The 22,877-nt window shown below is 75.2% G+C and carries 4 protein-coding genes; all 4 read left to right on the top strand.

Features of this window, described 5'->3' with window-relative positions:
* Window positions 1-19 precede the first annotated feature (19 nt).
* The 4 genes from ACFVT2_RS10605 to ACFVT2_RS10620 are packed head-to-tail and all read left to right on the top strand — an operon-like array spanning window position 20 to window position 22,734.
* Window positions 20-15,343: an SDR family NAD(P)-dependent oxidoreductase gene (locus ACFVT2_RS10605; RefSeq protein ID WP_390014815.1), complete on the top strand. Its 15,324-nt coding sequence runs from the start codon at window positions 20-22 to the stop codon at window positions 15,341-15,343.
* Window positions 15,340-18,963: an amino acid adenylation domain-containing protein gene (locus ACFVT2_RS10610; RefSeq protein WP_390014817.1), complete on the top strand. Its 3,624-nt coding sequence runs from the start codon at window positions 15,340-15,342 to the stop codon at window positions 18,961-18,963. Before ACFVT2_RS10605 ends, ACFVT2_RS10610 begins: the two co-directional genes overlap by 4 nt.
* Before the next feature lie 50 nt (window positions 18,964-19,013).
* The gene (locus ACFVT2_RS10615; RefSeq protein WP_390014820.1) at window positions 19,014-20,162 is read left to right on the top strand and encodes an OzmP; all 1,149 of its coding nucleotides are present in this window, start codon (window positions 19,014-19,016) and stop codon (window positions 20,160-20,162) included.
* Window positions 20,163-20,169: 7 nt separating this feature from the next.
* Window positions 20,170-22,734, top strand: a complete 2,565-nt coding sequence (locus tag ACFVT2_RS10620) for a type I polyketide synthase (protein WP_390014823.1) — start codon at window positions 20,170-20,172, stop codon at window positions 22,732-22,734.
* Window positions 22,735-22,877 lie beyond the last annotated feature (143 nt).

Here is a 22,877-nt window from a genome sequence, read left to right on the forward strand (position 1 = left end):
AAGGGAAGAGGGAACGACCGTGAGTTCGCAGGACGGCACTGAAGTGTCCGGGACCGACATCGCCATCGTGGGCATGGCCGGGCGCTTCCCGGGCGCCGACAGCGTGGGGGAATTCTGGGAGCTGCTGCGGGCCGGACGCGAGGGCATCGCGCGGTTCAGCGACGAGGAGCTCGCCGGGGCCGGCATACCGGCGGCGCTGCGCGCCGATCCGTCGTACGTGCCGGCGCACGGCATCCTGCCGGACGTCGACCTCTTCGACACCGGGTTCTTCGAGCTGACCCCCGCGGAGGCGGAGGTCATCGACCCGCAACAGCGGCTGTTCCTCCAGAGCTGCCACACGGCACTGGAGGACGCCGGGTACGACCCGCGCCGCTACGACGGCCTGATCAGCGTCTACGGCGGCGCGGCGATCAACACCTACCTCCAGCAGAACGTGCTGCCCCGCATCGACCAGACCGCCACCTCCGACCACTTCAAGGTGATGGTCGGCAACGACAAGGACTTCCTGGCCACGCGGGTCAGCTACAAGCTGGACCTGCGCGGCCCGAGCTACAGCGTCCAGACGGCCTGCTCGACCTCCCTGGTGGCGATCCACCTGGCCTGCCAGGGGCTGGTCAACGGCGAGTGCGATATGGCGCTGGCCGGCGGCGTGACGGTCAAGCTGCCGCAGACCCGCGGCTACCTGTACGAGGAAGGCGCGATCCTCTCCGCCGACGGCCGGGTGCGCACCTTCGACGCGGACGCCAGCGGCACCGTACTCGGCAACGGCGTCGGGATCGTGGTCCTCAAGCTCCTGGAGGACGCCGTCAACGACGGCGACACCATCCACGCCGTGATCAAGGGCACCGCGACCAACAACGACGGCTCCCTGAAGGTGAGTTACGCCGCCCCCGGCAAGGAGGGCCAGGCCGCCGTCATCGCCGAGGCGCACGCCGTCTCCGGCACCGAGCCGCGGAGCGTGACGTACGTCGAGGCGCACGGCACCGCCACCCGGCTCGGCGACCCGGTGGAGGTCTCCGCGCTCACCGACGCGTTCCGCCGCGGTACGCAGGACACCGGCTTCTGCGCGATCGGTTCGCTGAAGTCCAACGTCGGCCACCTCGACGCCGCCGCCGGCGTGGCCGGCGTGATCAAGACGGCGCTGATGCTGCGCCACCGGGCCCTGGTGCCGACGCTCCACTACGAGCGGCCCAACCCGGCCATCGACTTCCCCGCCACACCGTTCTACGTCAGCACCGAGACCACGCCCTGGACCGCGGACGGGCCACTGCGGGCCGGCGTGAGCTCGTTCGGCATCGGCGGCACCAACGCGCACGCCGTCCTCCAGGAGGCCCCGCGACAGGAGCCGTCCGGCCCCTCCGGGCACGACGCGCACCTGCTGGTGCTGTCCGCCAAGACCGCCACGGCACTGGAAACCCTCACCGACGCCCTCGCCGACCACCTCGACCGGCACCCCGACACGGACCTCGCCGACACCGCCTACACCCTCGCCGTGGGCCGGCAGGCCCACCGGTACCGGCGGGCGGTCCTCGGTGCCGACCGCGCCGAGGTCGTACGGCTCCTGCGGGAGCGGTCCGGGCCCGGTTGCGTCACCGGCGACGGCGACGTCCGCGGCGGCCGGCGGACGTTCACCCCCGACGGCGGGCCGTCCGGACGGGAACTCCTCGAAGCCGTGCGCACCGCCTGGCTCGACGGGGCGGAGGTGGACTGGGCCGCCCTCTACGCCGACGAGCGCCGCCGCCGCATCCCCCTGCCCACCTATCCGTTCGAGGGCCGACGGGTCTGGCTCGATCCCGAGGACCCGGACGCCCCGGACGTCGCGGACGCCGCGGACCGCGCGCCGGCGCGCCTGCACCCGCTGATCGGCGCCAACGTCTCCACCCTCGCCGAGCACCGCTACGCCACCGCCCTGACCGGCCGCGAGTTCTACCTCGCCGGGCACCGGGTCGGGGGCGAGGCCATCATGCCCGCCGTCGGCTACCTGGAGATGGCCCGCGCCGCCGGGGCACTCGCCCTGCCCGCGGCCGCGTCGGGCGGGCCGTCGCTGCACCGGGTCGCCTTCGAGCGGCCGCTTTCCTTCGCCCGGGGACCACGGACGGTGCACATCCGGCTCACCCCGCACGGCGACGGCGCGCGGTTCGCGATCGCCGACGGGCCGGGCGGCACGGACGGCGAACCCGAGGTCTTCGCCCGCGGCGAACTCACCGTCCGGCCCCCGGCCGCCCCGCCCGCCCCCGTCGACCCGGCCGCCCTCACCGAGCGCTGCCCGGACCGGCTCACCGCGCCCGACCTCTACACCCTGCTGCGGGACCGCGGCCTCGACTACGGCCCGGCCATGCGCTCCCTGCGCGTACTGCACCGCGGCGACGCACAGGCAGTGGGCGTTCTCGAACTGCCCGAACTGCCCGAACTGGAGGAAACGGGCGAAGGGTTCGGGGCGGACGGGGACGCGCCCGGGACCGCTTCCGGCGTCGCCGGCTTCGTCCTGCACCCGTCGCTGCTCGACGGTGCCCTGCACGCCGTGGTCGGCCTGCTCGCCGCCGGAGAGGACGAGGGCACCACCTACCTGCCGTTGGCCCTGGGCGGGTTGGAGGTGTTCGCGCCGCTGCCCCGGCACTGCCTCGCACACGTCACGCTGCTGGCGGCCGGCTCGGGGGAGAAGCAGACCAAGGCGCACGTCGACGTCCTCGACACGGAGGGGCGGCTGCTGGCCCGGCTCCGCGACCTGTCCGTGCGCACCGTGCGGGACGCCCAACGGCAGCCCGAGAGTGCCCTGTTCGGCAGCGCATGGGAGCCCGCCGGGCACCCCGCGTTGGACCCGGCCGCCTCGGACCCGACCGCCCAGGTCCCGGCCGCTTCGGTCGCGACTGGCCCGCGGCTGCTGCTCGCCCACGACCCGGCCCGGCGCTCCGCGCTGGCCGAGGAACTGCGTGCCGCCGGTGACGGGGAACCCGACGTGATCCTGGTGACCCCCGGTACGGAGTACGCCGCGGTGGACGGCGACCACTACACCGTGGACCCGGCCAGCCAGGCCGACTTCGCCGCGCTCCTCGACCACCTGGCGGAGAGCGGGCGGACCCCCACCGTCGTGCTGCACACCTGGTGCGACGCCGCCACCGCCGCCGACGCCGCCACCGCCGCCGACGCCGCCACCGCCGCCGACGCGGCTGCCGCCACCGACGCCTCGCAGCCGCTCACCCCCGCCCTGCTCGACCACGCCCTGCCCAGCGTCTTCGCCCTCACCAAGGCGCTCCTGGAGCGCCGCGGCGCCGACCGCACCGCCGTGCTGGTCGCCCACCGCACCGACGCCGACGGCGCGAGCCCCGCGGCCGCCGCCCTCACCGGCCTGGCCCGCAGCGTCACGCTGGAGAACCCGCGCCTGCTCCACCGCCTGGTCGGTCTGGACGCCGACGCCCCCGTACTGCGCACGCTCGTCGCAGAGTCGGCGCTCCTGGACGACGGGGAGACCGAGACGCGGTACGCCGACGGCGTCCGGCGGGTACGCCGCCACCGGCGGCTCGACGCCGTCCCCGTCCCCGCGGCCGCGGACGGCTCGGCGGCGCTCAGGGACGGCGGGGTCTACCTGCTCACCGGCGGCGCGGGCCGGCTCGGCCTGACCGTGGCCGAGCACCTCGCGCACCAGGTCACCGCGACCCTGGTGCTGACCGGTCGGACCGAGCCGGGCCCGGAGGCCGAGCGGCGGATCGCGGACCTCCGGGCGACCGGGTGCGAGGTCGTCTTCCGGCGCGCGGACGTGGCCGACGAGGAGAGCCTGGGCGCACTGCTCACGGCCGTCCGGGCCGAACACGGCCCGCTGCGCGGCGTGCTGCACGCGGCCGGCACGCTGCACGACGGGTTCCTGCTCCGCAAGAGCTGGGAGGAGTTCACCGAGGTCGTGCGCCCCAAGGTGCACGGCACGGTCCACCTCGACCGGCTCACCGCCGGGGACCCGTTGGACTTCTTCGTCTGCTTCTCCTCCATCGCCGGCGTCTTCGGCAACCCGGGGCAGAGCGACTACGCCTACGCCAACGCCTTCCTCGACGCGTTCGCCGAGCGCCGCCGAGCCCAGGTGGCGGACGGCCGCCGCGCCGGCCGCACCGTCTCCCTCGCCTGGCCGCTCTGGCGGGACGGCGGTATGCGCCAGGACGAGGACGCCGCCCGGGCGCTGCGCCACCGTCTCGGCCTGGTCCCGATGCCGACGGCCGAGGGCCTGGCGGCGTTCGACGCGGCACTGCACCAGGACGGCGGTGCGGTCCTGGTCGGATACGGGGACCCGGACCGGGTCGCGGCGGCGCTCGCGCCGACCCCCGTGCGGACCGCGGCACGGCCGTCCGCGGCCCCGGGGACGGCCCGGGCGGAGCTGTCCGAGGCGGACCTCACCGCGTGGGTGGGGACCTTCCTGCGCGAACTGCTCGCCGAGCGGACCAAACTCGACCCGGCCGAGCTCGACCTGCGGGTGCCCTTCGACCGCTACGGCATCGACTCGCTCGTCATCACCGCGCTCAACGCCGAACTCGACCGGCACTTCGACGCGCTGCCCAAGACCCTGTTCTTCGAGTACGCCACCCTGGAGGAACTGGCGGGGTACTTCGTCGCGGAACACGCCGCCCGCCTGCGCGAACTGGCCGGTGCCGACGGGGCGTCCGAGGAGGACGGGGCGGCAGCCGAGGCGGACGCCGCCCGTGCCGGCGCCGCCCGGGAGGAAGCCGCGCCCGTCGCCGCCCGCACCGTTCCCGTGGCCCCGGCCCCCGCTCCGGACGTGCGATACACCGACGCTGCTGCCGCCGCTGCCGCTGCCGCTGATGACGCCGACGCCGTCGCCGTCATCGGGCTCACCGGCCGCTACCCCATGGCCGACGACCTGGACGCGTTCTGGCAGAACCTCGCCGACGGCCGCGACTGCATCACCGAGATCCCCGCCGACCGCTGGGACCACGCGCGCTACTTCGACCCGGACCCGTCCGCCCGCGGCCGCGCCTCCTCCAAGTGGGGCGGCTTCCTCCGCGACATCGACCGCTTCGACCCGCTGTTCTTCGGCATCTCCCCCCGCGAGGCGGAGCTGATGGACCCGCAGGAGCGCCTGTTCCTGCAAACCTCGTGGCACGTCCTGGAGGACGCCGGATACCGCCGGGACGCACTGTCCGGGCACAGCGTGGGCGTCTTCGTCGGGGTGATGTACGGCGAGTACCAGCTCTACGGCGCGGCCGACGCCGAGCGCGGCGGCATCAGGGTCACCGGCTCCTCGTTCGCCTCGATAGCCAACCGTGTCTCCTACACCCTGGGCCTGACCGGGCCGAGCATCGCCCTCGACACCATGTGCTCGTCGTCCCTGACCGCGATCCACCTGGCCTGCGAGAGTCTGCGCAGGTCGGAGAGCGAGGTGGCCATCGCGGGCGGGGTGAACCTCTCCCTGCACCCGTACAAGTACGTCTTCCTCAGCCAGGGCAGGTTCGTCTCCGCCGACGGCCGGTGCCGGGCCTTCGGCGCCGGCGGCAGCGGCTACGTCCCCGGCGAGGGCGTCGGGGCGGTGCTGCTCAAGCCGCTGGCCGCGGCCGTGCGGGACGGCGACCACATCTACGGGGTGATCCGCGGCCACGCCGTCAACCACGGCGGCCGCACCAACGGCTACACCGTGCCCAACCCGCACGCGCAGGCCGACGCGGTACGCCGGGCACTGCACGGGGCGGGACTCGAACCGTCGGACATCGGCTACGTCGAAGCGCACGGCACCGGCACCTCCCTGGGCGACCCGATCGAAATCGCCGGACTCGCCAAGGTCTTCGGCACCGCGACCCCGGACGGGCACCGGTGGTCCATCGGCTCGGTGAAGTCGAACATCGGCCACCTGGAGTCGGCCGCCGGCATCGCCGGGCTGACCAAGGTGCTGCTCCAGTTCCGGCACCGGCAACTCGTCCCCTCGCTGCACTCCGAGGAGCTCAACCCGAACATCGACTTCGGGCGCGCGCCGTTCCGGGTGCAGCGCGAGGCCGCCGACTGGCCCGAGCCGAACGCGGAATCCGGCCCGTCGCCCCGCCGGGCCGGGCTCAGCTCCTTCGGCGCGGGCGGCTCCAACGCCCACCTGGTCCTGGAGGAGTACCGGGACGGCCCCGCGCGCACCGACACCCCCGTGGCCGGGCAGCGCTTCGCCCGGCCGCTGGTCTTCCCGCTCTCCGCGCGGGACACGGAGCGGCTGGGCGCCTACGCCGACCGCCTCGCCGACTTCACCGAGCGCGCCCACGTCCGCGCCGAGGACCTCGCCCACACCCTCCAACACGGCCGCGAGGTATGGGAGGAGCGCCTGGCGGTGGTCGCCGAGGACGGCGCCACGCTCGTCCGCGCGCTGCGCGCCCACCGCGACGGCACCCCGGACCCGGCCCTGCTGCGCGGCGGCGCCACCGACCCCGCACCGCAGCAGCAGGACGGCCCGGCCGCCGCGCTCGCCGCCCGGTGGACGCAGGACGGCACGGCCGACTGGGACGCGCTGCGCCCCGATGACGGCGCACCGCCGCGCCGCATCCCCGCCCCGCACTACCCGTTCGCCCGCGAACGCCACTGGGTCCCCGCCGCCGACCGGAGCCAGCGCGGGCCCGCCGCGGCGCCCGCCCGCCCGCACCCGCTCCTCGACGCCAACGAGTCCACCCTCGACGAGGTCCGCTTCCGCCGGACCTTCCGCGCCGACGAACCCCTGGTGCGCGACCACCTCATCGACGGCCGGCCGCTGCTGGCCGGCGCCGCCTGCCTGGAGATGGCCCGGGCCGCGGCCGAACTGGCCGGACTCGCCGACGCACACTCCCTGCGGGACGTGCTGTGGGGCCGGCCGGTGGTGATCGAGGACCGGACGCGCGACGTCTTCGTCACCCTCGCCCGCCCGGCCGGCCGGAGCGACGCCACGGACCGGGAACTGGCCTTCACCGTCTGGACCCCGAACGGCGCGGAGCGCACCGTCCACGTACGCGGCACGGTCGGCGCACCGCCCCCCGCCGAGCGGCCCGCGCCCGCCGCGCCCGCCGACTTCGAAGCACTGCGCGCGGCCTGTCCGCAGCACCGGGACGGCGCCGCCGTACAAGACACCTACCGGGCCGCCCGGTTCGCCTACGGAACCTCCTTCGACGTCATCGAGGACGTCCACTTCGGACCCGGCGGCGCACTGGTCCGCCTCGCCCTGCCCGAGACGGACGCCGCCCCGGCGGAACTCCTGCCGCCGGCGCTGCTCGACGGTGCGCTCCGCGCCTGCCACTGGGCGGACCTGCCCCGACCGGCACAGGACCGGCCGCTCGCGGTGCCGTTCAGCCTCGGCGCGCTGGAGGTCCGGGCTCCGCGGGAACCGCTGCCCCGCACCTGCTACGCGCACGCCGTCCCCGTCGGCGAAGCGGACCCGGCCTCGGGGCTGCGGCAGTTCGACGTCCGCATCCTCGACGCGTCCGGGGCCGAACTGGTCCGCATCGAGAACTTCGGCGGCCGGCACCTCGGAGCCGGCGCGGACCGGCTCCCCGCGGACCCGACCGGAACCGCCCGCCCCGCCACGGCCGACGACCCGTTCTTCTACCAGCAGGTGTGGCAGGACCAGGACCTCCCGCCGGCCACCCGCGCCGACGGCGACGCCGACGCCGTTCTCGTCCTGGGGGACAGCGACGCCACCGCCCGGGCCCTGGCCGCGCAGGGCGGCGGACGGCGCGTCATCGACGTCCGGGCGGCGACGGCCTTCGCCCGCACCGGCCCCGACCGGTACACCGTCGACCCCACCCGCTCCGCCGACTTCGCCCGGCTGCTGACGGACCTGGGGCAGGAGGGCGTCCGTTCGCTGGACGTCGTCCACCTGTGGGGCCTGACCACCGAGCCGGTCGGCTACGGGACCGACGGCGCCACCGAGCAGGCGGGCGCGGCCCTCGACGCGGCCTTCGCAACCGGACTGCACGCCCTGCGCGCCCTCGTCCGGGCGGTGGACACCGTCCGCCCCACCGGACGCGTGCGCTGCGCCTACGTGCTGGCGGAGGACGCGTGGGGACCGCGCCCCGACCAGGAGGCCGCGGCGGGGTTCGCGCGGTCCGTCACCGGGGTGCTGCCGGGGTGCGAGCTGTTCACCGTGACCTGCGCGGACGGCCTGGCCGACGGGCCCGCACTGCCGGGCCTGCTGACCGCCGAACTGGCGCAGGGCGGGCGGCCGGCCGGTGCGGAGGTGCGCCACGGCGCGCAAGGCCGCCAGGTCCGCGTCCTGCGCAGGGTGGACGCGACCGTCCCGCCGGCCGGCGACGCCCTGCCGCTCAAGCGGCACGGCGCCTACCTCGTCACCGGCGGCACCGGCGGCATCGGCCTGGAGCTGGTGCGCCACCTGGCGTCGGCCCACCAGGCCCGACTGGTGCTGGTCAGCCGCTCGGCCGACCGGCCCGCGGCGCGGGCGGCCGCCGACGAACTCGTCGCGCTGGGCGGCGAGGTGCTGCTCGTGGCCGCCGACACCGCCGACCCCGAGGGCATGCGGTCCGCGGTGACGCGCGCCACCGAGCGCTTCGGGCACCTCGACGGCGTCTTCCACCTCGCCGGCGCCGCCGACCCGGCCACCGTGCTCGAAGCGGACCGCGCACGCTTCACCGAACTCCTCGCGACCAAGGCACACGGCGTCCGGCTGCTGGACGCGCTCACCGCCGATCAGCCGCTCGACCTGTTCGTGGTGTTCTCCTCCATCGCCTCCGTCGTCGGCGACTTCGGCACCTGCGCCTACGCCGCGGCCAACCGCTTCCTGGACTCCTACGCGGCACAGCGCGACGCGCGGGTCCGCGCCGGGCAGGCCACCGGCCGGACCCTGGCGCCCGCCTGGCCCCTGTGGCGGATCGGCGGCGTGGACGCCCTGATGGGCGAGGAGGAGCGCGCCGGATACCGGCGGCGCACCGGTATGCGGGAGTTCGGCGCCGAGGAAGGGCTGCGGGCACTGGAACTCGCCGGGCGGACCGGACTCGTCCGGCTGGTCCCGGCGCTCGGCGACCCCGCGGCCGTCGACGCGGCCCTGGCACCGCGCACCGGCGGCGCGGGCGCCGGCACCCCGGCCGGCGGGCCGTCGGCCGGGGCCGGCACGGCCCCCGTCACCGGCGCCGACCCGACCGCCACGGCCCTGCTCGCGCAGGTCGCCGAGCATGTGCGGGGACTGCTGTCCGAGGTGCTCGGCCTGGCGGCGGAGCGGATCGACCCGGACACCCCGTTGGACGCCTACGGCCTCGACTCCGTCCTGGTCATGGAGACCAACGCGCAGCTCGACCGGGACTTCCCCGGCGCCCGCGCGACCCTGCTGTTCGAGTACCGGACGGTGCACGACCTCGCGCAGTACCTGCTGCACGAACACGCCGACGCCGTACGGAAGTTGTTCCCCGCCGCACCGCAGGAGGAGGCGGCGCGGGCCGACCGCGCGGCAGCCGATGAGCGCCCGACCCCGGCCCCGGCCCCGGCCCGGCCCGCGCCCGCGCGGGAACCGGCGCCGGCCGACACCGCCGACCCCGACCCCGCCGACGACGAAATCGCCATCATCGGCATCAGCGGGCGCTACCCGCAGGCCCGCGACCTGACGGAGTTCTGGGAGAACCTGCGCCAGGGCCGGGACGCGGTCACCGAGGTGCCCCGCGACCGCTGGGACGCCGACGCCCACTTCGACGGCGACCCCGCGACCCCGGGCACCAGCTACGGCAAGTGGGGCGGCTTCCTGTCCGACGTGGACGCCTTCGACTCGCTGTTCTTCCGGATCCCGCCGTCCCAGGCCAAACTGATGGACCCCCAGGAACGCCTGTTCCTGGAGGCCGCCTGGTCGGCACTGGAGAACGCCGGCTACCCGCCGTCCCGCCTGCCGCGGCCCCGCTACGGCGGCCAGGGCCGCGACGTCGGCGTGTTCGCCGGTGTGATGTGGGGCGACTACGCCCAGCTCGCCGCCGAGGAGGCGGCCAGAGGCAACCACCACACGGTGCTCGCCAACCGCTCCGCGATCGCCAACCAGGTCTCCTACGCCGGCGACTTCCGCGGACCGAGCGTGGTGGTGGACACCGCGTGCTCCGCCTCGCTGGTCGCCCTGCACCAGGCATGCGAGAGCGTGCGCCGGGGCGAGTGCCGCTACGCACTCGCCGGCGGCGTCAACGTCTCCGCGCATCCGCTGAAGTACGCCCACCTCAGCCGGATGCGGATGCTCGCCACCGACGGGCGGTGCCGGTCCTTCGGCGCCGGGGGCGACGGCTACGTGCCGGGCGAGGGCGTGGGCGCGGTACTGCTCAAACGGCTCTCGGAGGCGGTCGCCGACGGCGACCACATCCACGCCGTGATCAAGGCGACCGCGGTGAACCACGGCGGCCGCACCGGCGGCTACACCGTGCCCAACCCACAGGCCCAGCAGGCGCTCATCGAAGAGGCCCTGGACCGGGCCGGCATCGACCCGCGCACCATCGGCTACGTCGAGGCGCACGGCACCGGGACCGCCCTGGGCGACCCGATCGAGCACACCGCGCTGGCGCTGGCCTTCGCCCGGTCCCCGCAGCCCGCGGGCGGCCACGTACTCGGCTCGGTGAAGTCCAACATCGGCCACCTGGAGGGCGCCGCCGGCATCGCCGGGGTGACCAAGGCCGTACTCCAGCTCGCACACGGCGAGTTGGTCCCCTCGCTGCACTCCGAGGAGCTCAACCCGAACATCGACTTCGCCCGTTCCCCGTTCCGGGTGCAGCGCACCCTCGCCCCCTGGCCCCGACCGGTCGTCGAGACGGACCGGGGACCGGTGGAGCAGCCGCGGCGGGCGAGCGTCAGCTCGTTCGGCGCGGGCGGCACCAACGCGCACGTGATCCTGGAGGAGTACCGGGCTCCGGCGGCCCGCCCCGCCGCCGCCGACGGCCCCGAGCTGATGGTGCTCTCCGCGCGCAGCCCCGAACGACTGCGGGCCTACGCCGCGGAGCTGGCCGCCTTCCTGCGCCGCGAACGGCCCGCCCTCGCCGAGGCCGCGCACACCCTGCGGACCGGCCGGGAAGCCCTGCCCGAACGGCTGGCCTTCCTGGCGTCCGACCTCACCGACGCCGCCGAGAAGTTCGCGGCGTGCGCCGACGGGGCCCCGGGCACCTGGGCGGTCCTCGGCAACGCCGAACAGCACGCCGCGCTCGCGGACGTGTTCACCGGGGGAGCGGGCCCCGACTTCCTCCAGACGCTGGCCGCCGGCGGCGACCGCACCCGACTCGCCCGGCTCTGGGTGTCCGGCGCCTTCTCCGACTGGACGGCGGTCGACGCGGCGGCACCGCACCCGCACCGCACCGTGCCGCTGCCCAGCTACCCGTTCGAACGCGCCCGGCACTGGCTGCCGGTCACCCGCGGCGGACAGCCCGCCGCCCCGGCCGACCCCCGGCCCGCGGAACCCCGGCCGGACGCCCCGCACGAGGTGTCCCGCACCCTCGCCCCGGCCGATCCGGTCGTCCGCGACCACGTCGTCCACGGCACGCGGGTACTGCCCGGCGTCGGCCATCTCGGCCTGGTCGCCGGAGCCCTGGGCGACGGTGCGGCGCGGGTCTTCGGGGACGTCCGCTGGCTCTCCCCGGTCCTGGTGCCGGAGCGCGGCACCGCGCTCACCCTGACGTTCGGGCCCGCCCGCCCCACCCCGGAAGGCGACGGGACCGCGCACGACTACCGGATCTCCGCCGCCCCGGGAGGCGACCCCGTCCACTCGGTCGGCCAGGTGCTCGACACCGCACCGGACCACCCCGAACCGCTGGCGCTCGACCTGATCCGGGCGGACTGCCCGCACCGGGTCGGCCACGAGGAGCTCTACGCCGGGCTGCGGCGGCGCGGCCTGCACTACGGCCCGTACTTCCGGCGGGTGGAGCAGGTCTGGACCGGTGAGCGGACCGTCCTCGCCCGACTGCGCGCCCCCGAGCAGCAGCACCGCACCGCCAACGGCCCCGACCCGCTCGACCCGGGCGCCCTCGACGCGGCGCTGCACCCGCTGGCCCTGCTGCTCGGCGATGCGGCGGACGAGGGCGGCCGGGCGCTGCTGCCGTTCGCCGCGGACCGGATCGAACGGCACGCCCCGGTGCCCGGCGACGGCTGGTCCTGCGTCCGCGCCCTGGGCGCGCACCGGTTCGACGTCACCGTCACCGACGACACCGGCCGGGTCTGCGTGCGGATCCTGGGCCTCGTACTGCGCCCGTCGAAGGCGGCGCCCGGCATCGACCACCGGCCCCGCTGGGCGGTCGCTCCCCGAACCGGCACCGGCGAGGACGCCCCCGCTCCCCGGACGGTCCTCACCGTCGCCGCCGAGCAGGCCGCGCCCCTCGCGGACGCCCTGGAGCGCGCCCACCCGGGCGCGGAGCACGTACGGCTGACGCTCGGCGCCGGCGGCCTCGGCGAGCAGGAGGTGGCCGACACCCTGGCCCGCGCCCCGCGGACCGACCTGGTGTACTTCCTCGGCGTCGACACACCGGGCCGACTGCCCGACAGCGCCGAGGAGTTGCGGCAGGCCCAGGACCGCGGTGTGGTCTCGCTCCACCGTCTGGTGCGGGGCCTGGACCGGGCCGGCCTGCTCGACCGCCCGCTCCGGCTCAAGGTGCTCACCGCCGACGGCCTCCCGCTCGGCGAGACGGACCGGGTGCACCCGCCGGCCGCCGGACTCCTCGGCTACTGCGAGGTCGCGACCAAGGAGTTCCCGCAGCTGAGCACCGCCTGCCTGGACGTGCGCGGCACCGAACTCGCCGACGGCGTACGCGCGTTGGTCGAGGAGCCGGCCCGGGCCAAGGCCCGGCCGGTGTCCCTGCGCGGCCGCGTACGCCGGGTGCGCCGACTCGAAAGGGTGGAACTGCCCGCCGCGCCGCCGCGCTTCCGCGACCGCGGGGTGTACCTCGTCCTCGGCGGTCTCGGGGTGCTCGGCCGGGACACCGCCCGGTACCTGGCCCGCACCTACCGGGCCCGGCTCGTCCTGGTCGGGCGCGGCCCGCTGGACGCCGAGCGCAGCGCCGTCCTCGCGGAGCTGGAGCAGTTGGGCGCCGAGGTGCTGTACGCGCCGTGCGACGCCGCCGACGCGGTGGCGCTGCGGCAGGTGGTCGACGAGGCCAAGGCCCGGTTCGGCGCGCTGCACGGCGTGATCCACTCCGCGATGGTGCTGGTGGACCGGCCGATCCGGGACCTCGACGAGGCGGAGCTGCGCAGCGCCCTCACGGCCAAGGCGGACACCGTCCGGAGCATGTTCCACGCGCTCCGCGGCGAGCCGCTGGACTTCGCGCTGCTCTACTCCTCCGCGGTCACCCTGGAGGGCAACCACGGCCAGGCCGGATACGCGGCGGGCTGCCATATCGCCGATGCCTGGGCGCTGGCCGCGGCGCAGACCCTGCCGTACCCCGTCCGCATCATCAACTGGGGCTACTGGCACGCCGCGGGCGACGCCCACCGGGAGCGGGTCCTGCGCCGCTTCGCCGCCGCGGGCATCGAACCGATCGGCGCCGACGAGGGCCTGGCCGCCGTCGAACGGGTGCTGGCCGGCGCCCTGCCGCAGCTGCTGGTGGTCAAGGCGGAGCCCGGCATCCTCGCCGGTCTCGGCGTCGACCCGGACACCGTGCTGCGGCCGCAGCCGGGCCCGACACCGGCCTCCGCCGCCCCCGCCACGGACCCTGCCGGCCCTGCCGGCCCGGACGAGACCGGCGCCCGACAGCAAGTGACGGACGGCCCGGACGCCTCCGCCGACGCCTCCGCGGAGACCGAGCGGCTCGCCCGGAGCCTGCTGGTCGGCGCCCTGCGCACCATGGGCGTGCTGCACCGGCCCGGCGAGCGGCACACCCGCGCCGGGCTGTGCGCCCGACTCGGCGTCGCCGCCGGCCAGGAGCGGCTGCTCGACCTGCTCGTCGACGTCCTGCTGCGCGGCGGCCACCTCCGCGCGGAGGACGACCAACTGGTCGCCACGGACCGGCTCGACGACGCGGACCTGCGCCGCTGCCTGGACCGGCCCGACGCGGCGGCCGACGACCTGACCGGGCGCCACCCCTCGACCGGCCCGGTGGTCACCCTGCTGCGGCGCTGCCTCGACGCGCTGCCCGCCGTCCTGACCGGAGCCCGCAGCCACCTGGAGGTGCTCTTCCCCGGTGGCTCGTTCGACCTGGTCGAGGCGGTCTACGCCGGGGACCCGGCCGCCGGCCGGTGCAACGACCAGGTCGCCGGCACCGTGCTGCGGTACGTGGCGGAGCGCCTGCGCAGGCAGCCCGGGGACCGCATCCGGGTGCTGGAGGTGGGCGCGGGCACCGGTGGAACCAGCGAACGGGTGCTGCGCCGCCTCGCCGACGCGGGCCACGGCGCGCACGTCGAGTACGTCTGCACCGACGTCTCCGACGGGTTCGTCCGGCACGGCCGCCGGCGCTTCGGCGCCGACCACCCGTTCGCCGCGTTCCGCGTGCTGGACATCGAACGGGACCCGGCCGCGCAGGGCTTCGAGGCCGGCGGCTACGACCTGGTGCTGGGCACCAACGTGTTCCACGCGACCAGCAGGATCGACCGCACCCTGGCGCACACCAAGCAACTGCTGCGGACCAACGGCCTGTTGGTGGTCAACGAGGGCGTCGAACTCCGGGACCAGATGTCGCTGATCTTCGGACTGGCCACCGGCTGGTGGCTCTTCGAGGACGCGGAGTACCGGCTGCCGCGGTCCCCGCTGCTCGGACTGACCGCCTGGCACGACGTCCTCGCCCAGAACGGCTTCCGCAACGTCACCGCCCGCCCCCGACCGGGCGGCGCCGGGGGCGCCACCTACCAGCGCGTACTGGTCGCCGAGAGCGACGGCCTGGTGCCCGTACCGGCCGCCGGGGCGCGCCCTGCCGCCGGGCCCGCCCCCGCCACCGGGCCGGAGCCCGCGGCCCGGCCCGCGCAGCAACCGGCGGCCGACCCCGCGCCGGCCCCAGGGGAACCGTCCGCGCCGGACCCGGTCCGCGCCGCGGAACTCCGGGTGCGGGCGGTCTTCGCCCGCGTCCTGGAGATGTCCGAGGACCTCCTCGACCCCACGTCCACCTTCGAGAACTACGGCGTCGACTCCCTCGTCGCGCTGACCCTGACCAAGGAGCTGGAACCGGACTTCGGTCCGCTCCCGACGACCCTGCTGTTCGAGCACATCACCATCGAGCGGCTGGCCCGCCACCTCGCGACCCTGCGGCCGGGCCCGACCGGACCCGCTGCCGGACCTGCTGCCCCGGCTGGCACCGGACCCGCTGCCGGGACCGGCGCCGCGGCCGACCCGCCGCCCGCGGCCCCCGGCACGCCGGACAACGGGCTCGCGCAACTCGTCGGCGGCCTCTCCGACGCGGAGGTGGACCGCCTGCTCCACCAACTGAGCACCGTTCTCCAGGAACAGGAGGAGCAGCGATGACCACACCCTTCAGCGCCGTCCTGATCGGAGAGGAACCGCTCCTCGCCGAATGCGGCGAACACCTGCTGACCCGCGGCCACCAGGTGGTCGCCGTGGTCGCCGCCGACCCGGGGCTGCGCCGCTGGGCGGCCGAGCACGACCTGACCGTCGTCGCCCCCGGCCGGGACCTGCTGGAACGGCTGCGCCCACTGCGCTTCGCCTACCTCTTCAGCATCACCAACCTGAGGATGCTGCCCGACGAGGTCCTGGCGCTGCCCGAACGCATGCCCGTCAACTTCCACGACGCGCTGCTGCCCCGGCACGCCGGTCTCCACGCCACCAGCTGGGCCGTCCTGGAGGGCGCGACCGAGCACGGCGTGACCTGGCACGTGATGGAACGGGAGGCGGACACCGGCGACCTGCTCAAGCAGCGGACCGTCCCGGTCAGGCCGGACGACACCGCCCACACGCTCAACCTCGCCTGCTACGAGGCCGCCGCCGACTCCTTCGGCGAACTGGTCGACGAACTGGCCGCCGGCACCGAGGTGCGCACCGCCCAGGACCTGAGCCGGCGCACCTACCACGGCCGCCACGACGGCCCGCCCCGCGAGGGCCTGTTCTCCTGGCGGCGGCCGGCCGGGGAACTCGACGCACTGGTCCGGGCCACCACTCTCGGACCGCACCACAACGCGTTCGGCCTGGCCCTCCTCGCCCTGGAGGAGCGACTGTTCGCGGTCCGGGGCGCGGAGGTCACCGCACGCCCCTCGACGAGCCCGCCGGGCACCGTACTGGCCGTCGAGGAGGCTGCTGTCGTCGTCGCGACCGCGGACCTCGACGTGCGGTTGACCGAACTCGTGGACCTGGACGGACCGGTGGCCGGCGAAGCGGACCCGCTCCGCCCCGGCGACCGGTTCACCCAGCTCGACGGTGCCGCGCTGGAGCGCTGGACGTCCACCGTCGGCGCGGCCCGCCGGCACGAGACCCACTGGCTGCGGCGCCTCACCGATCCGGCGCCCCTCGACGTGCCCTGGGCGGACGGGGAACCGGGCGGGCAGCCGGACGGGCAGACCACCGACGGCACGGCGACCGGGACCGGGACCGACACGGCATCCGAGACCGGCACGGCGTCCGGCACCAGCACGGCGTCCGGCCCCGGCACGGCAGCACCGTCCGTGCTCCTCGACGACGCCCTCGCCCCCGACGGGGCGGAGGGCGAGGCCCGGCTGCTCGCCGCGCTGCTGCTGTTCCTCGGCCGGATGGCCGGGGGCGGCGCCGGCGGCCTCGACATCGGACTGCGCCTGCCCGCCGGCCCGGACGCCGATCCGGACGCCGGCGCGGGACCGAGCCCGCTGCGGGCCGACGTGCCCTTCCGCACCCCCTCGATACCCGTCGGACAGAGCGTGGCCGCGTTCACCGGGGCGGTCGCCGCGCAGCTCGCCGAGGTACGGCGGCGGTGCGCACCGCTGCGCGGGGTGCAGCTGCGCGCCCCCCGACTCCGCGGCCCCGCGGCCCCGTCCGGCGCCGCGCTGCCCGTCACCGTGGACCTGACCGGCCGCCCCGGCACCGCCCGCCGGCCGGCCGGCCCCGCCCTCACGGTCCGCCTCGGACCGCCCGGTGCGCGGCCCCGGTACCTCGCCTTCGAACCGGCCGACCCCGCCCGGTCCGACGCCGCGCGCCGCCTCGCCGACCGCTTCGGCCACTTCCTCCGCCTGGCCGCCGAACAGCCCGCCGAGGACGCCGGGTTGCTCCCGCTGCTGACCGAGGACGAGAGCCGCCGGGTGCTCGACACCTGGAACGACACGGTGGCCGACTACCCCGGCGACCGCTGCGTGCACCAGCTCTTCGCGGAGTGGAGCAGCCGCCAACCGGACGCGCCCGCCGTCCGGTTCGGCGACACCGTCCTCACCTACGGCGAGCTCGACCGCCGCTCGGACCGGCTCGCCCACCGCCTCGCCCGACTCGGCGCCGGCCCCGGCACCCTCGCCGGAGTGTTCCTGCACCGCTCCACGGACCTGCTCACCGGCCTGCTGGCGGTGCTCAAGACCGGGGCGGCGTACGTGCCGTTGGACCCGGTCTATCCGGCCGAACGGATCCGGAACATGCTGACGGACTCCGGCGCCCTCCTGGTACTCACCGAGTCCGCGCTCTCCGCCGCGCTGCCGGCGGACTGCCCCTCCCGGGTCGTCGAACTCGACGCGGCCGACGAACCGCCCACGGACACCGCCGAGGACTTCCAGGACCGGGCGTCCGCGAAGGACCCGGCGTACGTCATCTACACCTCCGGATCCACCGGCCGCCCCAAGGGGGTGCGGGTCGGCCACCGCGCCCTGACCAACTTCCTGTGCTCCATGGCCCGCGAGCCCGGCTTCGACCGCACCGACACCCTGCTTGCCGTCACCACCGCCTGCTTCGACATCGCGGGCCTGGAGCTCTTCCTGCCGCTGGTGACGGGCGGCCAGGTCCAGGTGGCCCCGGCCGCGACGGCCGCCGACGGCTTCGCGCTGCGCGCACTGGTCGAGGAGTGCCGGCCGACCGTCATGCAGGCCACCCCGGTCACCTGGCGCATGCTGATCGGCGCGGGCTGGCAGGGCAGCGACGCACTGACCGTCCTGTGCGGGGGCGAGGCGCTCCCCGGCGACCTCGCCGACGGCCTCGTCCGGCGCGCCCGCCGGGTCTGGAACATGTACGGGCCGACCGAGACCACCATCTGGTCCTCCCTCGACCGGGTGGCGGCCGGTGCACCGGTCACGATCGGGCGCCCCCTGGCCAACACGCGGATGTACGTGCTCGACGAGCGGCTCCGGCCGGTTCCCCCCGGTACTCCCGGAGAGCTGTACATCGGCGGGGACGGGGTGGCCGACGGGTACCACGGGCGGCCCGACCTCACCGCGCAGAAATTCCTCGACGACCCCTTCGCCCCCGGCCGCGTCTACCGCACCGGCGACCTGGTGCGGCAACTCCCCGACGGCCGCCTGGCCTACCTGCGCAGGGTGGACAGCCAGGTGAAGGTGCACGGCTTCCGGATCGAACTCGGCGAGGTGGAGACCGTACTGCGGGACCACCCCGCGGTCGCCCAGGCAGCGGTCGTCGTGCACGACGACGACAACGGCGACAGCCGCCTGGTGGCCTACCTCGTCGCCGCGGGCACCCCGGCCCCCACCCTCGCCGCCCTACGCGACCACGTACAGGCGCGGCTGCCCGCCTACATGGCGCCCGCCGTCGTCGTCCCCCTGCAAGAACTCCCGCTCACCCCGAACGGCAAGCTCGACCGCCGGGCACTGCCCGCACCCGGGGCCGCGGTCCTCGCCGCCCAGAGTGGCGGGACGGCGCCGGAAGGCCCGCTGGAACAGCGGATCGCCGGGATCTGGCAGGCGGCGCTCGGTGCCCCGACCATCGGCGTCGACGTCAACTTCTTCGACGCCGGCGGCGATTCGCTCCGGCTGACCCGGGTGGTGGCGCGGCTCCGGGCGGAGCTGAACCCGGCGGTGAGCCGCCTGGACATGTTCCGCCATCCGACGATCCGGGCGATGGCCCGGCACCTCGCCGGCGACCGGGCGGCGGCGCCCCCGCAGGGGCCCGTCCGCCCGGCGGGCCGGGACCGCGCCCTGCTCGGTGCCCGCCGCCGCCGGACCAGCACCTGACACCGGCCCCGCACCGCGACGGACAGCCGAACCCCTTCCAAGGAGAGCTCATGCAAACCACCGATGTGCGCTGCCGGATCTGCGCGCTCAAGGCCGGGCACCCCGGAGTGGTCCTCGACGACGACCAGGTGTGCAACCTGTGCAACCTCGACGTCGCGGGCGACCTGCTGGAGAACTACAAGTACACCAACCAGGTGTTCGCCGAGTTCCAGCAGGCACCGCCCAACCCGCGCGGCGACTTCGACTGCCTCTTCATGTACAGCGGCGGCAAGGACAGCACCTACATGCTGGACAAGTTCGTCAACGAATACGGCAAGCGGACCCTCGCCTACACCTTCGACGTGCCCTTCGAGAGCACGCACACCGCCCAGAACATCCGGCTCGCGCAGGAGAAGCTGCCGGCCACGTTCGTCCTCGACTCGGACGACGACAACATCAAGAAGATGATGCGGGACGTCTTCAACCGGCCCCGCCCCCAGCAGCCGGGGAAGTACCTCGACGAAAAGCTGCCGTGCGTCTCCTGCCGGTCGTTCTTCGTCATCCGGGCGATCCTCCACGCCTTCCGGGAACGCATCCCGTACATCGCCCTGTGCGCCGACCCCCAACAGATCCTCACGATGGAGTCGAACGTCCGGGAGGTCGTGCGGGACTTCTACCGCACCTTCGGCCCCGAACTCGTCGGCGAACTGTTCAACGGCGAGATCGAGGACGTCCTCTTCGCCGAGGACGACGAACTCCCCAAGATCGTCTTCCCGTTCATCGCCATGCGGCACGACTACGACCCGGACCGGATGGTGGCCGAACTCAAGGAGAAGGGCCTGTACCAGTCCTCTCCCCTGGAGACCCACTGCACCCTGTTCCCGCTGCTGAACTACTACTCGTTCAGCAACTGGGGCTGCATGTTCTACAAGCTCAACGCGTCGAGCTACGTCCGCTCGGTGCGCCGCAGCAAGGACTACGACCGGTCCACCTTCAGCATCAAGTTCCCCCGCTCCCTGGACCTGCCCGAGGTCGAGGACCGGCTGGGGCGGGTCGTCATGGAGATCGCCGCGGGCACCGGCGACCGCGAGGAGCACCGGGAGATCCTGGTGGAGCTCTTCCGGCAGATGGACGCCACCGAGGACGGTGCGCGGTTCGTCGCGGAGACCTTCCTGGACATGCGGAAGGTCGCCGCGGACCTCGGGATCAAGGTCGGTTGAGGGAGAGATGATGAACGAGCAGGCGATACAGGCGGACCAGGACCGTCAGCACCCGGAGGCCCGGGACGCGGACATCGCGATCATCGGCCTCGCGTGCCGGTTCCCCGGCGCGGACGGCCCGGACGCGTTCTGGGACGTGCTGAAGGAGGGCCGGGAGACCCTGACCCACTTCACCGAGGAACAACTGCGCGCGGCCGGCGTGAGCGACCGGACGCTCGGCGACCCCCGCTACGTACGGGCCGGCCAGATCCTGCCGCACGCCGACCGGTTCGACGCCGGACTGTTCGGCGTCACCCGGGACGAGGCCGAACTCATCGACCCGCAGCAGCGGCAGTTCCTGGAATGCGCGCTCCAGGCCCTGGAGCAGGCGGGCTACGACCCCGAGCGCACCGACCACCCGATCGGCGTCTACGCCGGCGTCGGGATGAACACCTATCTGCTGCACAACCTCGCCGAGCGCTACCGGACCGCGTCGTCCGTGGACCGCTACCGGATGATGATCACCAATGACAAGGACTTCGCCGCCACCCGGACCTCGTACAAGCTGAACCTGCGCGGCCCGAGCATCAGCGTCAACTCCGCCTGCTCCACCTCGCTGGTGGCCGTGCACCAGGCATGCCTCGCGCTGCTGTCCGGCGACTGCACCATGGCCCTGGCCGGCGCCGCCCACGTCCAGGCCGAGCAGCAGGAGGGCTACCTCCACCAGGACGGCATGATCTTCTCGCCCGACGGCCACTGCCGGGCCTTCGACGCCAAGGCCCAGGGCACGGTGATCGGCAACGGCGTCGGCGTCGTCGTCCTCAAACGACTCACCGACGCGCTGGCCGACGGCGACACCGTGCACGCCGTGATCAAGGGCACCGCGGTGAACAACGACGGGGCGGCCAAGACCGGCTACACCGCCCCCAGCGTGGACGGCCAGGCCGCCGTCGTCGCGGAGGCCCAGGAGATCGCCGACTGCCCGCCGCGGACCATCTCCTACGTGGAGGCGCACGGCACCGCCACCCCGCTCGGCGACCCGATCGAAATCGCCGCGCTGAACCAGGCGTTCGGCCGCGACGGCGACCCGCTCGACCGCGAGTCCTGCGTGATCGGCTCGGTCAAGACCAACGTCGGCCACCTCGACACCGCCGCGGGCATGGCCGGTCTGATCAAGACGGTGCTGATGCTGCGCCACCGCACCCTGGTGCCCAGCCTCAACTTCGAATCGCCCAACCCGGAGATCGACTTCTCGGCGGGACCGTTCCACGTCGGCGCCGAGACCCGGGAGTGGCCGGCCGGGCCGACCCCGCGCCGGGCCGGGATCAGCTCGTTCGGCATCGGCGGCACCAACGCCCACGTGATCGTCGAGGAGGCCCCCGAACCCCCGGCGGCCGGCACCCCGGGCCCCGCCGCCACCGGGCCCCGCCTCCTGCTCCTCTCGGCCCGCACCACCACGGCGCTGAACACCGCGACCGCCAACCTCGCCCGGTACCTGCGGCAGCACCGGGACCTCGACCTCGCGGCGGTGGCCCACACCCTGGCCACCGGACGCCGCCGGCACGTCCACCGGCGCGCCCTGGTCGCCACCGACGTACGGGATGCGGCCCTCACCCTGGCGCTCGGCGACGGGGCCCGGGTACTGACCGGGGCACCGGGAGCCGACCGGCCGGTCCTGGTCCTCGGCGCCCCCTCCGGCGCCCCGACCGGGCACGCCGCCGCGCTGTACGAGCAGGTCCCCGCCTTCCGCGCGCACCTCGACCGGTGCGCCGGGGAACTCGGCACCCCGGACGGCGCCGCCGGACTCCTGGACGGGAACGGGCCGTTGGCCGCCTTCGTCGTCCAGTACGCCACCTGGCGGACCCTGGCCGGCTGGGGCGTCGGCACGGAGGCCGCCGCCGCGGACCGCACCGCGCTCCCCGAAGCCGCCCGCCGGCTCCTGGAGGCCGCCGGCGCCACGTCCGCCGTACCGGACGGGCGGCCCGCGCTCGCGCTGCTGCCCGACGGCACGACGGCGGGCGACGACACCACCGGCCGGGTGTTCCTGCTGGACCTGCTCGCGCGACTGTGGACCGCCGGCGAGGACGTCGACTGGCCGGAGGTCCACCGGCACGATCCCGCCCGCCGGGTGCCGCTGCCCACGTACCCCTTCGACCACGAGCGGTACTGGATCGAGCCGCACGGCCGGGAGACCGCCCCGGCCCCGGCCGCGGGCAGCCGGCTGCTGGACCGCTTCGAGGGCGTCACGGACGCCGACCGGACGGCCCTGATCACCGGGTTCATCCAGGGCGCGATCGCCGCGGTGGTCGGCGACCCGGATCCGCAGGCGGTGGATCTGGACACCAACCTCTTCGACATGGGGCTGGACTCGCTGATCCTGATCGAGGTCATCGCCAAGCTCAGCGACGAACTCGACCACCCGGTACGGACCTCGGCCTTCGTCGAGTTCCCCACGGTGCGCGCGTTCGTGGCCGATCTCGCCGGGGAGCTGGGGATCCACCCGGAGGACGCCGCGCCGGGCGCGGCGGCCGGCGGCCAGGGCCGCGTCTCGCGACGCGCCCAGCGGGCCGCCGCCCGCCGGACCACATCGTGAGCGGGCCCGTCCGGTCACCGGCCGGCAGCTGATCGGCCCGCGGCCGCCTGTCGACCGGCCCACGACTGCCTGTCGACTGGCCCGCGGCTGCTTCCTGACCGGCCCGCCGCCGCGGGCCGCGCCCGGACTTCCCGGAGCGGTCC

Origin of the sequence: Streptomyces sp. NPDC058000 (genome assembly GCF_042886435.1) — a bacterium.
In the GTDB taxonomy this organism is placed as follows: Bacteria; Actinomycetota; Actinomycetes; order Streptomycetales; family Streptomycetaceae; genus Streptomyces.